This window comes from Streptomyces sp. 12E (assembly GCF_055633275.1).
In genome coordinates this window covers 804,964-818,534 of sequence record NZ_JBVNCJ010000001.1, presented here as the reverse complement: position 1 = coordinate 818,534, position 13,571 = coordinate 804,964, and the positions used below count along the sequence as shown (strand labels likewise).

8 protein-coding genes are annotated in these 13,571 nt (G+C 75.1%); 7 read left to right on the top strand and 1 reads right to left on the bottom strand.

The genetic code is table 11. From position 1 onward, the window contains the following. The first annotated feature begins 162 nt into the window (after window positions 1–162). The 6 genes from ACZ8ZB_RS03745 to ACZ8ZB_RS03720 all read left to right on the top strand — a co-directional run bounded on the left by ACZ8ZB_RS03745 (window position 163) and on the right by ACZ8ZB_RS03720 (window position 10,375). Window positions 163–321: a hypothetical protein gene (locus ACZ8ZB_RS03745; protein ID WP_470736290.1), complete on the top strand. Its 159-nt coding sequence runs from the start codon at window positions 163–165 to the stop codon at window positions 319–321. A gap of 135 nt (window positions 322–456) precedes the next feature. Further along, on the top strand, window positions 457–1,824 hold the full coding sequence (locus ACZ8ZB_RS03740; protein ID WP_470736289.1) for an erythromycin esterase family protein: 1,368 nt from the start codon (window positions 457–459) through the stop codon (window positions 1,822–1,824). 118 nt (window positions 1,825–1,942) lie between these two features. Beyond that, window positions 1,943–3,553 (top strand): TIGR02677 family protein, encoded by a 1,611-nt coding sequence (locus ACZ8ZB_RS03735; RefSeq protein ID WP_470736288.1) that lies wholly within the window; start codon window positions 1,943–1,945, stop codon window positions 3,551–3,553. Then, window positions 3,553–4,890, top strand: coding sequence for a TIGR02678 family protein (locus ACZ8ZB_RS03730; protein WP_470736287.1), 1,338 nt, complete (start codon window positions 3,553–3,555; stop codon window positions 4,888–4,890). The genes ACZ8ZB_RS03735 and ACZ8ZB_RS03730 overlap by 1 nt, the downstream gene beginning before the upstream one ends. Then, window positions 4,887–9,080, top strand: a complete 4,194-nt coding sequence (locus tag ACZ8ZB_RS03725) for a TIGR02680 family protein (RefSeq protein ID WP_470736286.1) — start codon at window positions 4,887–4,889, stop codon at window positions 9,078–9,080. Before ACZ8ZB_RS03730 ends, ACZ8ZB_RS03725 begins: the two co-directional genes overlap by 4 nt. Further along, window positions 9,077–10,375 carry a TIGR02679 family protein gene (locus tag ACZ8ZB_RS03720; protein WP_470736285.1) on the top strand — a complete coding sequence of 433 codons (1,299 nt, stop codon included), beginning with the start codon at window positions 9,077–9,079 and terminating at the stop codon, window positions 10,373–10,375. The genes ACZ8ZB_RS03725 and ACZ8ZB_RS03720 overlap by 4 nt, the downstream gene beginning before the upstream one ends. Before the next feature lie 2 nt (window positions 10,376–10,377). On the opposite strand, the gene ACZ8ZB_RS03715 is transcribed toward ACZ8ZB_RS03720, so the two are convergent. Further along, the gene (locus ACZ8ZB_RS03715) at window positions 10,378–12,375 is read right to left on the bottom strand and encodes an N-6 DNA methylase (RefSeq protein WP_470736284.1); all 1,998 of its coding nucleotides are present in this window, start codon (window positions 12,373–12,375) and stop codon (window positions 10,378–10,380) included. A gap of 152 nt (window positions 12,376–12,527) precedes the next feature. Between ACZ8ZB_RS03715 and ACZ8ZB_RS03710 the strand changes: the two genes are divergently transcribed. Then, window positions 12,528–13,469, top strand: coding sequence for a serine/threonine-protein kinase (locus ACZ8ZB_RS03710; protein WP_470736283.1), 942 nt, complete (start codon window positions 12,528–12,530; stop codon window positions 13,467–13,469). The last annotated feature ends 102 nt before the right edge of the window (window positions 13,470–13,571 follow it).

Genomic DNA, 13,571 nt, shown 5'->3' with positions numbered 1-13,571 from the left:
GGCCCGGACCGCACACGCGGTCCGGGCCGGCCGGATTCGGGGGCGCCGTGCGGCCCGCCAGCGGTCGCGGTGCACGGCCTCCCCGACCGGGCGGCGGCTCACCGGACCGGACCCGCCGCGCGGCCACCCCGCCGGGACGGCCGCGAAGGTGTTCACGTCCCGGTGAACCCCCTCGGACCGCCCCTGCTCGAGACAGGGGCCATCGGCCCCGGTCCTCCCGCCGCCGTTCAGCGCGTACGCCCGACCCGGGAAAGCGGCGCCGACCGCACCCCGACCGTCACCTCCACGAAGACCGTCCGCGACGACACCTGGCGCAACTGACGCTCCCCGTCTCCCGCCGGTCCGGTGCGTCCCCTCGTGGGGGCAGGCCCCCGGCGTCCGGTAGTGCCTGCGGTACTCACAGGTGGGCAGCACGGGGGTTGGCGCGGACACCCGTGCGCGCGGAAACCTGCTGGCATGACACCACGCAAGGCAGCAGCACTCTCCTCGGCCCTCCTCCTCTCCCTGGGCGCCGTCGCGGTGGCCGGCCCGGCCACCGCCGACACCCCGAAGCACTCCTCCCCCCGGAGCGCGACGAGCGTGGTCGACGCGATCGAGCGCAGCGCCCACACCCTGAGGAGCACCGAACCCGGCGGCAGCCTGCGGGACCTGAGCGCGCTGGGCCGCATGGTGGGGGACGCCGGGGTGGTGGGCCTGGGCGAGGCCACCCACGGCTCCCGGGACTTCTTCCGGATGAAGCACCGGGTCCTGCGCTACCTGGTCGAGCGGAAGGGCTTCCGCGCCTTCTCCCTGGAACTGCCCTGGAGCAGCGGCGTCCGCGTCGACGAGTACGTGCGGTACGGCAAGGGCGACCTCGACCGCATAGCGCGCGAGGAGTTCCAGGGCTCCTACCGCATCTGGAACAACGCGGACTACCTGAACCTCATCGAGTGGATGCGCTCCTACAACCGCCACCACCCCACCGACCCCGTGCGCTTCATGGGCAACGACATGGGCTACGCGGGACCGGAGCTGTACCGGCGGGTGACGGACCACGTGGCCCGCACCCACCCGCACCTGCGGTCACGCGTCACCGCCCTCTACGACGGCCTCGCCCCGACCGCCGACGCCGCCGCCCACCTGGAGCACTACCTCGAACTGCCCCTGACCGAACGCGAGAAGCGCGCCGAGCGCACCCGGAAGGTGCTCGAACTGCTCCGGAAGCAGCCCACGGCCCCCGGCGCGAGCCGGCAGGAGCACCTGTGGGCGGTCCAGCACGCCAGGGCCATCCACCAGATGGCCGAGGGCTACTCCTACGACATCACCGACGAGACCCAGGTCACGGAGATGATGGAGTACCGCGACCGGGTGATGGCCGAGAACACGGCCTGGTGGCACGAGCACACCGGCGACCGGATCCTGCTGTCCGCCCACAACACCCACGTCTCCTACGACGCCTTCGACCCGCGCTACCCGAAGACCCAAGGCGCCTTCCTGCGCGACACGCTGGGCGCCGACTACGTCAGCATCGGCTTCACCTTCCACAGCGGCGCCTTCAAGGCGTTCGGCACCGACGACGACGTGATCCGCACCTACCGCGTGGACGCGGCGCGGCCGGGCTCCAACGAACACACCCTGGACCGGGCCCGCCCCCGCGACTACGTCCTGGACCTGCGCACCGCCCCCCGCTCCCTGCGCACCTGGCTGTCCGAGCCGCGTCCCACCCGGAGCATCGGCGCCGGCTGGCCCGACCCCACGGAGTACCGGATCGCCCTCGGCGAGGCCCACGACGTCCTCATCCACCTGAACGAGGTCGAGGCGACCACGTACCTGGGCAACCCCTGACCGGACCCGGCACAAAACCGATTGAACATCTCCATATTTGATCGAATGGAGGGCCTGATCGGTCGGTCGTCCCCCACCCCGCTGTGCGCCGTCAGTGGCGGTCCGTAGTCTCGGCGGTGTGGAGGGGACAGAAGGAAACGCACCGCAGGGGCAGGAGACGGACGCCGAGGCCTGGCAGCGGCTGAGCGCGTACGCCTATCTCAGCGCGCCCGAGCGCCTGGAGTACATCGCGGTGATGCGCGTGTTCTGCGGCACGCTGCTGGCGGACCTGTCCGTGCCCGACCTGGTCGGCAAGCTGGCCGAGCGGGGCGGCCCGGGCGCCGGGCCGGACGCGGAGACGCTCACCCGCAGGCTCGAGGAGCTCGTGCGCTGGGGCAACCTGCTGCGCAGCACCCACACCGTCAGGGCGACGAGCATCTCCGAGTACCAGCGCTCCCGCTCCCGTTACCAGCTGTCCAAGCTGGGGGAGCGGGTGCAGCGTGACGCGGACGAGGTGCTGTCCGGGGCGGACGCGGCCCGCGAGGTCAGCAGTGAGCTGCTGGCCCTGGTCGACCGCGGTCTGCGCGAGATCGCCGCCATGGCCGCGGCGCCGGGCGGCGCGGATCCGCAGCAGGCGCTGGAGCGGATCAGCACCCTCTTCGTCCAGTTCGCCGGCTTCGCCGAGTCCGTCCGCGACTTCTACGCCTACCTGGGCCAGGTGCTGGCGCGCTACGACCTCGACTCGGCCGAGTACCAGGGGTTCAAGGAACTGCTGCTCGACTACGTGCAGGCCATCACCGAGGACGTCTCCTTCCGGGCCCCGCGCATCGCCGCCCACCTGGACGCGGCCTGGCCCCACCTGCCCGCGCTGCTCGCCCGGATCGACGCGCACACGGCGGGCATCGGAGCACTCGCCGGCGGACTGCCCGAGACCCGGGTGCAGCGCAGCCGCGGCCGGGACCTGGCGGACTGGGAAGGACTGCGCGAGTGGTTCACCACCGGCGGAGCGCACTCCAGCCAGGTGGACCAGCTGCGGGACGCCACCCTGCGCGCCCTGCACTCCCTCCTCGCCAACGCCAAGCGGATGCTGCGCTCGGCCTCCGGCGAGATGTCCCGCCGCAAGGACCTGCTGCGGCTGGCGGCCTGGTTCGACGCCGCGGAGCCGGAGGAGGCCCACGACCTGGCGGTCGCCGCCTTCGGCCTCTACGGCGCGCGGCACCTCGGAGTGGCGCCGGACCCCGACGGGTCCGTGCCGGCCTACGTGAGCTGGTGGACCGGGCCCGTGGTGGACGTACCGGTGGCGCTGCGCGAACGCGGCAGCCGGGCCCCGCGCGGACGCGCGGCGGCGGCCGAGGACCACTCCGAGCAGAAGCACCGCCTCATGGAGCAGGCCCGGCGGCAGGCCGCGGCCCGGCGCGCGGCGGCCGACGAACTGCGCAGCGCCTCGGGCCGGTTCGACCAGGTGCGCCTCGGCGCCCCGGCCATGCGCCTGCTGCTGGAACTGCTCACCACCGCCCTCGGCAACGCCCGGCTGCACCAGGACGCGGGCGGCTTCCTGCTCGACGGCGCGCAGGCGGCCGACGCGGACCTCGGCATCCGGCTGACCGCGTGGCGCACGCCCGGCCGGTCCACCGTCCTGCGGTCCGTGGACGGCGACCTGACCACGGACGACCTCACCGTGGCCGTCGAGAGCACCTCCGCACCCGCGGCGGGCGGGCCGATGTCCGAGGCCGGGGAGGCGAGCGCCTGATGCCCCTGCCCTCCGCCCACGACGTCGCCCTCGCGGCCGAGCGCCGCACCGCCGCCCGGCTCCTGCTGGCCCACCCGCTGGTCACCAGCACCGGACCGCACAGCGACGCGTTCCCCCTGATCCGCCGCCACGCCGACTGGCTCGCCCAGCGCTTCCAGCAGGTGTTCGGCTACCGCCTGCTGGTCGAGGCCTCCTACGCCCGGCTGTTCAAGGCGGGCCTCGGCCCCGGCTCGGGCCACCGCCTTCAGCGGCCGTCGACCGGCACACCGTTCACCCCGCGGACGTACGCCTACCTGGCCCTCGCCCTGTCCGTCCTGGTCACCGCCCCGGAACAGCTCCTGCTGTCCCAGCTCGTCGCCGACCTGCGCGCCGCGGCCGTCGACGCCGGCATCGAGATCACCGACACCGGACGGCAGGCCGAACGGCGGACCCTGGCGGCCGCCCTGCGGCAGCTCGTCGACTGGGGCGTCCTGGTGGAGACCGAGGGCCAGGTGACGGCCGTCGCCGAGGAGCGGGCCGGGGAGGCGCTGCTCACCGTGGACCGCGACATCGCGCGAGCCGTCGTCGCCGGTCCGCTCTCCCGGAGCCGCGACGGGGCGGACCTCGTGCGCCGGGCCGCCGACCCCGGTTTCGGAGGGCCCCGTACGTACGTCCGCCGCCGTCTCGTCGAGACCCCCGTCGTCCACCTCGACGACCTCACCGATGCCGAACGCGAATGGCTGCGCACCCGGCAGCGGCGCGAGGCGCAGGCCTTCTTTGAACTGCTCGGGCTGGAGGCCGAGATCCGCGCCGAGGGCATCGCCCTGATCGACACGGACGACGAACTCACCGACCTGCGCTTCCCCGGCACCGGCACGGTCGCCCAGGCCGCGCTGCTCCTCGTGGAGCGCCTCGTCGACCGGCTGCGCCCCGAGGAGGCCGGCCATCCGGCGGTCGGCGGCCGGCTCGTCATCGGCGTACCCGTCCCGGACGGACTGCTGCCCGGCCTGCTCGACGAACTGATCGAGGAGTACGGCGGGCGCGGCACCTGGCAGCGCGGCCACCTGGAGGACCGGGACGGATTCCTCGCCGCCGTGCTCGACCTCCTCGTGAGGATGCGCCTGATCGCCCCCGCCGGCCCCGTCCGCGCGGACGGCCACGGCCTGCCCGAGGAGTACGACGGGACGGCGGCCGACGGCCGCCCCGTCACCGGCGTCTCGGGCGCACGCGGCCGGGGCCGCGCCGGCAGTGGCTGGATCCTGCTCGCCGCGGCCGCCCGCTACGCCACCACGGTGGCGCTCACCCCGCGTACCGCCCCGTCCCCGACGGACGACCCCGGCAAGGAGCCGCCCCGATGAACCGCCCGCCGTCCCCGCACCGCTACCGACTGCACCGCGCGGGCATCCGGAACGTGTGGCAGTACGACCACCAGGAGTTCACCTTCGGCGAGGGCCGCCTGCTGCTGCGCGGCAAGAACGGCGCCGGCAAGTCCAAGGCCCTGGAGATGCTCCTGCCCTACCTCCTCGACGGCGACGCCCGCGCGCTGGACGCCACGGGAACCGGACGCACCACCCTGGCCTGGCTCATGCTCGACGGCTTCACCCGGACCAACCGGCTGGGCTACCTGTGGCTGGAGTTCGCGCGGACGGACGAGGAGGGCGAGGAGGAGCACCTGACCGTCGGCGCGGCCGTCCGGGCGTCGCAGTCGACCAGGACGGCGAAGCCCTTCTTCTTCACCACCCGGCTGCGGGTCGGCGAGGACCTCGACCTCGCCCCCGCCGGCCAGCCCCTCCCCGTGGACCGCCTGAAGACGCTGCTCGGCCCGGAGAACGTCACCGACCGCGCCGTCGAGCACCGGGCCAGGGTCGCCCGCGACCTGTTCGGCCTCACCGACCCGGCGCGCTACCGCAACCTGCTCCACCTCCTGCACCGGCTGCGCCGCCCCACCATCGGCGACCGCATCGACTCCGGCGGACTCGTCCAGGTCCTCGCCGAGACCCTGCCCGCCCTCGACGACGAGGTCGTGGAGAAGGTGGCCCGCAGCCTGGACGACCTGGACTCCGTCCGGGCCCACCTCGGACGCCTCGAACGCACCGACCGGGCGCTGCACGCCTTCCTCACCGGCTACCGCGGCTACCTCCACGGGGCGCTGCGCCGCCGTACGGACCGGGCCGGCGCGGAGCTGGAGCGGCTGGGGGAGCACCGCAGGGCCGCGGACGACGCGGCCCGCACGGTGGAGGAACTCCGCGGGCGCGAGCGGGAGCTCGACGCCCGCATCGACCACCTCGTGGCGGAACAGGAAGCGGCCGGGACGGACCTGGCCGCACTGCACGCGAGCGCCGGCTACCGCAGCCTGCGGGAACTGGGGGAGAAACGCGCCACCGTCACCGCCCTGCGCAGCGCGGCCGACGCCGCGTTCCGGGCCGTACGCCAGGCACACCTGGGCGAGGAGGAGGCGGGGCGGCGCCTCACCGCCGAGGCCGGGCGGCTCGGCGCGGAGCTGGTCGACCTGAGCACCGCCCACGCCGAGTCGGTACGGGAGGCCGAGCGGGCCGGGCTGGACCCCGTGCACCTCGGGGAGCCCGTCGCGACACCGGTCGCGCCGGTCGCACCGGCCACCACGGCCCAGCTGACCGCCCCGGACGGCGACTTCCACCTGGTCCGGCACGGCGAGGTGCTGGCGGTCGACACCGGGATCTGCACCACCGCGCTGCACGCCTGGGACGCCCGGCTCGACGCCGCACAGCCGGTGATCAGGAACCGCTCCCGCTTCGTCACCGAACTGGCCGCCCTCGTCGAACGGTCGGACGAGGCCCGGCACGAGGCGGACGCGGCCGACGCCGCACGCGAACGCCTGGAGGCCCAGGTGGAGCACGCCCGCACCCGGGCGGAGCAGCGCCGGCGGGAGACGGCCCACGCGTCGGAGACCTACGCGCAGGAGGCCGGAGCCTGGACCGAGCGGCTGCGCGAACTCACCGGGCTGCCCCTGGACGAGGCGCTCGCCCCGCTCGCCCACGACCCGTCCGAGGGACCCCTGCCCGCCCCCACCCCCGACGAGGTGGCGGAGACGGCCCGCTCCGCCGTGGAACCGTGGCTGGCGAAGCTGGGCGAGGAACGCGACACCCTCGCCCTGACCGTCCGCACCCTGGAGACCGAGCGGGAGGACCTCCGCCGCCGGCGCGCGGAGTGGGAACGCCGCACCGATCCCGAACCACCGCCCCCGCCGCACCGCGCGGCTCCCCGCGCCCCCGGCACCGGGGCGCCCCTGTACCGCCTGGTGGACTTCGTCCCCGGCCTGCCACCGGACGCGCGGGCGGGGCTGGAGGCCGCGCTGGAGGCGAGCGGCCTGCTCGACGCCTGGGTGCGCGCCGACGGCACGGTCCTCGACCCGGCCACGCACGACACCCTCCTGACCCCGGGCGCCCCGGTCGCGGGACCGTCGCTCACCCGCGCACTGCGGCCGGTCGCCGCACCGGACAGCGGCGTGACGGCGGAACAGGTCCGGCGCGTGCTGGAGTCGGTGGCCCTCACCGAGGACGCCGCCGCCCCGCACACCGACGCGGACACCGGTGCGCACACCGCGGCCGGCACCGACGGCTCCTGGCGGCTCGGCATCGCCCGCGGCCGCCACCTCAAGCAGGCCGCCGAGTACGTGGGCGCGGAGGTCCGCGCGGAGACCCGCCGCCGGACGCTGGCGGACCTCGACCGCCGGCTGGCCGACGCGGACGCCGCGCTGGAGAAGCGCCGGCAGGACCTGCGCGTGCTCACCGAGCACCGCGACCGGGTCGGCGCGACCCTGCGCAGACCGCCCTCCGCGCGCGCACTCACGGACGCGTGGGCCCGTACCGCCGAGGCCGAGGGCGCCGTCGAGTCCCTCACCGCGCAGGCGTCCACGGCGGCCCGCGAGGCACAGCGGGCACGGGCCCGCGCGGTCGCCGCCCGGCGCGAGACCGAGGCGACGGCGAACGCCCAGGACCTGCCGGCGGACCCGGCCGCACTCGAGACGGTCCGCCTCGCCCTGGACCGCCTCGGACGCGGCGCCCAGCACCTGCGGCGGCGGGTGCGCGCGGTCCTGGCCGCGGCCGAAGGCCACCGCGACGGCCGGACGGACCACGAGCGCGCCGTCGCGGCCCGCCGGGAGGCCGAGACGGACTACGCCGAGCCGCTCGGCCGCCTGGAGACGGCCCGCCGCACCGTCCGGGCCCTGGAGGAGGCCCTCGGCGCCACGGAACAGGAGATCCTCGCCCACGAGGCCGAGGCGAAGCGCCGCCTGGACGCCGTGGGACGCCAGCTCCCGCGCCTGCGGCACGACCGGGACGAGGTGCACGACCTGCGCGTACGGGCGGAGGAGGACGACAGGAAGCGGCGCGAGGCACTCGCCGCCCAGGAGGACGAGGTGCTGGCCTGCGGCAGACGACTGCGCGCGGCCCTCGCGCTGCCGGGTCTGCTGCGCGGAGCGGGGCTCGACGCCGACGCGGACGAAGGCGCCCTGAAGTCCCAGGACCCCGTCCACCACGACGTGCGGGAACGCGTCACCGCACTGGAGCGGCTGACCGGCGCCGTGCGCCGCGGCCTGGACGCCGAGTCCCGCGACCTCTCGGACACCGCCCTCCTCAACCGCCACACCGAACTGCGCGACCAGCTCTCCGGCGGCTACGACGCGACCCTCGAGGAACACGACGGCATCAAGCTGTGCCGGCTCGTCAACGACCAGGGCCCGAGCGACGTCGCCCAGGTCGGCGCGCGCATCGCGGCCGAGGCCGCCGAAGCACGCGACCGCCTCACGGAACGCGAGAGCGAGGTCTTCCAGCGCTTCCTGGCCGGAGAGCTGGGCGACCACCTGTCCGCACAGGTGCTGGCCGCCGGCGCCCTGGTCGCCGCCCTCAACACCACCCTCGCCACGGTCCGCACGTCACACGGTCTGGGCGTCACCCTCGACTGGAAGCTCGCCGACGGGGTGGAGGCGGACGTCAAGGCGGCCGTCGACCTCCTGCGCGGCCCCTCGGGCCTGCGCACCCGCGAGCAGTCCGAGCGGCTCCGCGACGTCCTGCAGCGTCGCATCGAGGACGCCCGCCGCGCCGACCCGGCCGCCGGGTACGCGGCCCACCTGCGCACCGCCCTGGACTACCGCGGCTGGTTCACCTTCACCCCCTGGGTGGTGGACGACGCGGCACCGGCCGGCCGCCGCAAGCTCTCCGGCCGCACCGGCCTGAGCCAGGGCGAACAGCGGGTCCTGTCCTACCTGGTCCTCTTCGCCGCGGCGGCGGCGCACTTCACCGGCCTCGCCGACACCGCCCCGCACACCCCCCGCCTGATCCTCCTCGACGACGCGTTCGCCAAGGTCGACGAGCCCACCCACGCCCGCCTCGGCCGCATCCTGGTCGACCTGGACCTCGACTTCGTCCTCACCAGCGAACGCCTGATCGGCAACTGGCCCGACGTGCCGTCCCTGCACATCTACGAGTGCCTGCGCGATCCGCACGTACGGGGCGTGGCCACGCTCCACTACACGTGGAACGGACGGCAGCGCAGACTGATGTCCGTATGAGCCGCCCCGGACGCGCCGACGAAGGCCCTCTGGATGCCGAGGCCCGCGCCTTCCTCACCCGGCCGGGCCTCACCCGCCTGTGGGCGGCCGTACGCGCCCGCCTCGAGCGCAACGGCCTCCGGCCGACCGGTGTCCTCAGGCTCCAGCACCTGGACGCACCGGAACGCGAGGCGCTCTCCCTCCTCCTGGCCCGACCGGTCACCGGCTCCACCGCCACCGTCCGCCTGCCGGACCTGGACGCCCGGCTGCGCGCCAGCGCGGCCGGCCGGGGCCTGGCCGCGACCCTGGAGGCGCTGGGCCCGCCCCTGACGGACCGCAGGGCGGTCCGCGACGCGGCGGCGGCCGAACGGGCCCGCGTGTGGTCGACGGCCCGGACGGAGCTGGAATCCACCTCCCTGGCGGACCGGCCCTGGACGGCACGGTGGCTGGAGGACCTGCGCCGCGGCGGCGCCCTCACCCGTCAGGACCCGCACACCGCGGCCACGGTCGTCACCCAGGCGATCCGCACCCTGGCGATCCTCTTCCCGGACGGCGACGCGCCCTCCGCCCCGGCCCCCTGGGGCCGCGGCGAACTGGCCACCCGCGCCACCGGCTCCGCCCACGGCCTGGACGACGGCACCCTGCTGTCCCGGCTGGTCCTGCGCGGCATCGCCCTGGCGCACGACACCGCCCTCCCCACGGACGCCCCCGCCCGCCGGGCCCTGTGGCGCGCCGCCTCGGTCACCCCGGACGAGGTCTCCAGCACCGTCCTCACCCACGGCCTGCGCCCCACCGGCACCACCTGGCAGGAGGCGGCCCTGCGCGAACGCGCCGACCACCGCGCGGAGGCCCACCTGACCCTGCGCGAGCTGCGCACCCTCCACCTGACGATGCCGCCCGGCACCCGGGTCCACGTCTGCGAGAACCCCCGCGTGGTCGAGGCCGCCGCGGACGCCGCCCGCACGGCGCCCCTGGTCTGCACCTCGGGCAGCGCGACGACGGTCGTCCTCACCCTCCTCGACGCCCTGGCGGCGGCCGGCTGCGCCTTCGCCTACCACGGCGACTTCGACTGGCCCGGCATCGCCCTCGCCAACCGCGTCATCCGGCGCTACGCCGCCGAACCGTGGCGCATGCGCGCCCCCGACTACGAGCACCTGGCGACCCGCACCCGACTGCACGGCGCCCCGCACCTCCCCCTCACCGGCCCGCCGGTGGAGGCCGCGTGGGATCCGGAACTGGCCCCCGCCATGGAGGCGTCGGGCATCGCCCTGCACGAGGAGGCGGCGCTGGACCTGCTCCTGGAGGACCTCGGCTGAGCTCAGCCGCCGAGCCCGCCCGCCGCGAGCAGGTCGGAGACGTCGCTCACCAGTCCCCTGCCCAGGTCACCGGCCTCGCCGAGGCGTGCCTCGAAGTCCCTCAGGCCCTGGAAGACCTCGGCGTACGCCTCCTGCTCCCGCAGGGGGAGCTGGAGCACCTGCAGGCGCCGTATGTCGACCCGTGACGAGCTGGAGGCGTGGGTGCCCGCCTGACGTCCGTTGGAGGGCGCGCGCAGACAGCCGGCGAGGAAGCGCGCGTTCAGTCTGGCCGAGTCCACCCGCAGGGCGTACAACTGCGGTCCCAGGGCCATCGGGGGCCCTTCGTGCACCCACGCCCGGTACGCGCGCACGACACCGGCGACCACGACGTCGCCCTCCTCGACGACCACGGACGCCGATCCGGCGGCGACGAGCCCGCTGGGAGTGCCGTCCGTCAGCAGGTCGGCGACGGTGAGGAGGGGCACGGAGTCCCTGCCGGGCACCGTCGCGCCGTCCACCGCCTGTTGTCCGGAACGCAACGACAGGGCACCGGCTTTGACGAGGTCGCCCACGCTGGTCGTGGTCTGCGGCGTGCCGGCCGAGAACCGCAGTTCCGACAGCCGTTCGGCTCGACGGGCCAGGTCGGTCAGCGCGGTCGCCGCTTCCCGCCAGGCCGCCGTGAGTTCGAGGCCGGACGGTTCGGCGGTCACCGACACGTGGCGCCCGGGGGTGACGTCCACCTCGTCGTCCAGGAGTTCGATGAGGGGTACGCGGACGGCCCCGTCCGGCAGTTCGGCGTCCGGGCGGTCGAGGGCCTCCAGCGCGGAGAGGGCGAAGGCCCGCAGCGGCTCCCAGTGGGGACCGGACTCACGCGTCCCGGCTTTCGCGAAGCGCGTCGCGTCGACCAGCAGCACGTCCTGCGCGGACGGAACCGCGGCCGTGCCGTCCGGGGCCGCCCTGAGGACCCACAACTGGAGCGAGACGCTGTGCGGCTGGGCGCTGCCGGGCGGGAGGGCCACCACGGCACGGAGCGCGCCGGTCCGCAGCAGGGAGCCCCGGATGCGCCGGCCCGCCTTGCGCGAGGCGACCGCCGGGGGGAGGACGACGACGGCCGCACCGCCCGGCTTGAGATGGGCGAACAGGTGCTGCACCCAGGCCAGTTCCGGCTCGGTCCGCGGCGGGAGGCCGTGCGTCCAGCGTTGGTCGGTGGCGAGTTCCGCGTAGCCCCAGTCGCGTTCGTTGAACGGCGGGTTGCAGAGGGCGACGTCCACCCGCGCCCCGCCGAACGGGTCCTCGCGCAGGGCGTCCGCCGTGGCGATCTCCACACGGACGTCGTGGTCGTCCGTGAGGAACTCCAGCCGTGCGGACGCCAGCGCGGCGAGGGCGGGGTCCCGCTCGCACGCCAGCACCGACAGACGCGAGCCCGCGCCCTCCTGGACGGCCGCGGCCGCCAAGTGCCCGGTCCCGCACGCCGGATCGAGAACGGTGAGCCCTTCTTCGGCTTCCTCGCCGCTCCCGCCGACGCGGACGCCGAGCGCGATCCGCGCCATCAACGCGGCGAGCGGCGGAGGCGTCGTGCTCAGCTGGCGCACGTGCGTCTCGAGCCACCGCTGCAGCAGGAACTCGAACGTCTCGCGCGCCCCCTCGTCCCGCCCCAGCTTCGCCGCCTCGGCCGCCAACTCCTCCGCCTCGGACGTGAGTTCCTTGTACGAGTCGCGCGCCCGGGGTGAGCGCATGCGGTGGGCCGCCTCGGCGATGGCCAGCCCCGACTCGTCCCTGCTGCCCAGCGCCTCGAACCGGGGCCACAGCAGCTCGCGCCCCCCGATGGAGTCGAGTTTGCCGTTGTCCCTCAGCCACCGCTCGACCTCGGCCAGGGAGAACTGGGGGCTGACGTCCGTGCCCCCGATGCGCGTGGGGAACGAGTCGTGGCGCCGCCGCCAGTTGCTCACCGCGGCGCGCCCCACGCCGGCGATCCGGGCGATCTCGGCGAGGCTGACGGGTACGGGACCGGTTGTACTCATCGACAGTCTCCGAAGTGCTGGGGCGCTTGCGTGCGGGCCGGCGGTGGACGGGGCTCTGTGTGGCTGTACATGAGAGGCTACTACGCTCATTAACTCTGTTCACAGTACAAATATCCGGAGTCGCTGTGCGGGAAGTGTGGAGGACGGGAGAAATGCGGGAAATCACGCCGGGGACGGTGCTCCTGGACCGCTATCGGCTCACCTCGGTGCTCGGCCGCGGGGCGATGGGCCACGTCTGGCAGGGGCGTGACCTGAGTCTGGAGCGGCCCGTGGCCGTCAAGACCGTCGCGGCGGACCTGCTCGCCGTCCCCCGGAGCCGGGACGAGGCGCTGCGGCGCTTCCGGCGGGAGGCGAAGGCCGCGGCACGCCTCCACCACCCCAACACGACCACCGTCTTCGACGCGTCGATCACGGACGGCACCTGCTGCCTGGTCATGGAGCTGATCGAGGGCACCACCCTCGAATTCCTCTTCGACCAGCAGGACGACGGCCGGTTCGACGTGCCCACGGCCGCCGCCGTCGCGGCCCAGCTGTGCGCGGGCCTGTCGGCCGCCCACGCGGCCGGTCTCGTCCACCGCGACCTCAAGACCCAGAACGTCATGGTCCGCAGGGACGGCGTGGTGAAGATCCTGGACTTCGGGCTGGTGAAGGTCCTCAGCGACACCGACCCGCGCCTGACCATGACCGGGGAGAGCATCGGCAACATCGCGTGCGCCTCGCCCGAACTGCTCTCCGGCCAGGACCGGCTCGACGGACGCAGCGACCTCTACGCCGTGGGCTGCCTGTTGCACCACATGCTCACCGGCGAGCCCCTCTTCGCCACGGACCAGCCGGCCCTGCTGGCGTCCCACCACCTGACCTCGCCGCCGCCCGCGATCGAGGACTCGGGCGCCGACGTCCCCCGCCCGCTGCGGGAACTGGTCACGGCCCTGCTGGCCAAACACCCGGACGACCGGCCCTCCTCCGCGACCGAGGTGTACGCGGCCCTCGCCCCCTACCTGCCGGCCCCCAGCCCCGGGCTGGCCGTCCGGCCCGCCGTGCCGGAGGACCCCCGCCGCCCCTTCCTGGTCCCGCAGGGGCCGAGCCCCGTGTGAAGGGTGCGAAAATGACCCCGCCGACCGGGTGCGCGAGTCCGCCCCCGGGCGCAGGGGAGTGAAGGGCGCCGCGGGCGCCGGGACTGGGACTGGGGACGAGCG

Coding starts and splice junctions, on each gene's coding strand:
- ACZ8ZB_RS03740 (WP_470736289.1), top strand. CDS start 457: ATGACACCACGCAAGGCAGCAGCACTCTCCTCGGCCCTCCTCCTCTCC.
- ACZ8ZB_RS03720 (WP_470736285.1), top strand. CDS start 9,077: ATGAGCCGCCCCGGACGCGCCGACGAAGGCCCTCTGGATGCCGAGGCC.
- ACZ8ZB_RS03725 (WP_470736286.1), top strand. CDS start 4,887: ATGAACCGCCCGCCGTCCCCGCACCGCTACCGACTGCACCGCGCGGGC.
- ACZ8ZB_RS03730 (WP_470736287.1), top strand. CDS start 3,553: ATGCCCCTGCCCTCCGCCCACGACGTCGCCCTCGCGGCCGAGCGCCGC.
- ACZ8ZB_RS03710 (WP_470736283.1), top strand. CDS start 12,528: ATGCGGGAAATCACGCCGGGGACGGTGCTCCTGGACCGCTATCGGCTC.
- ACZ8ZB_RS03715 (WP_470736284.1), bottom strand. CDS start 12,375: ATGAGTACAACCGGTCCCGTACCCGTCAGCCTCGCCGAGATCGCCCGG.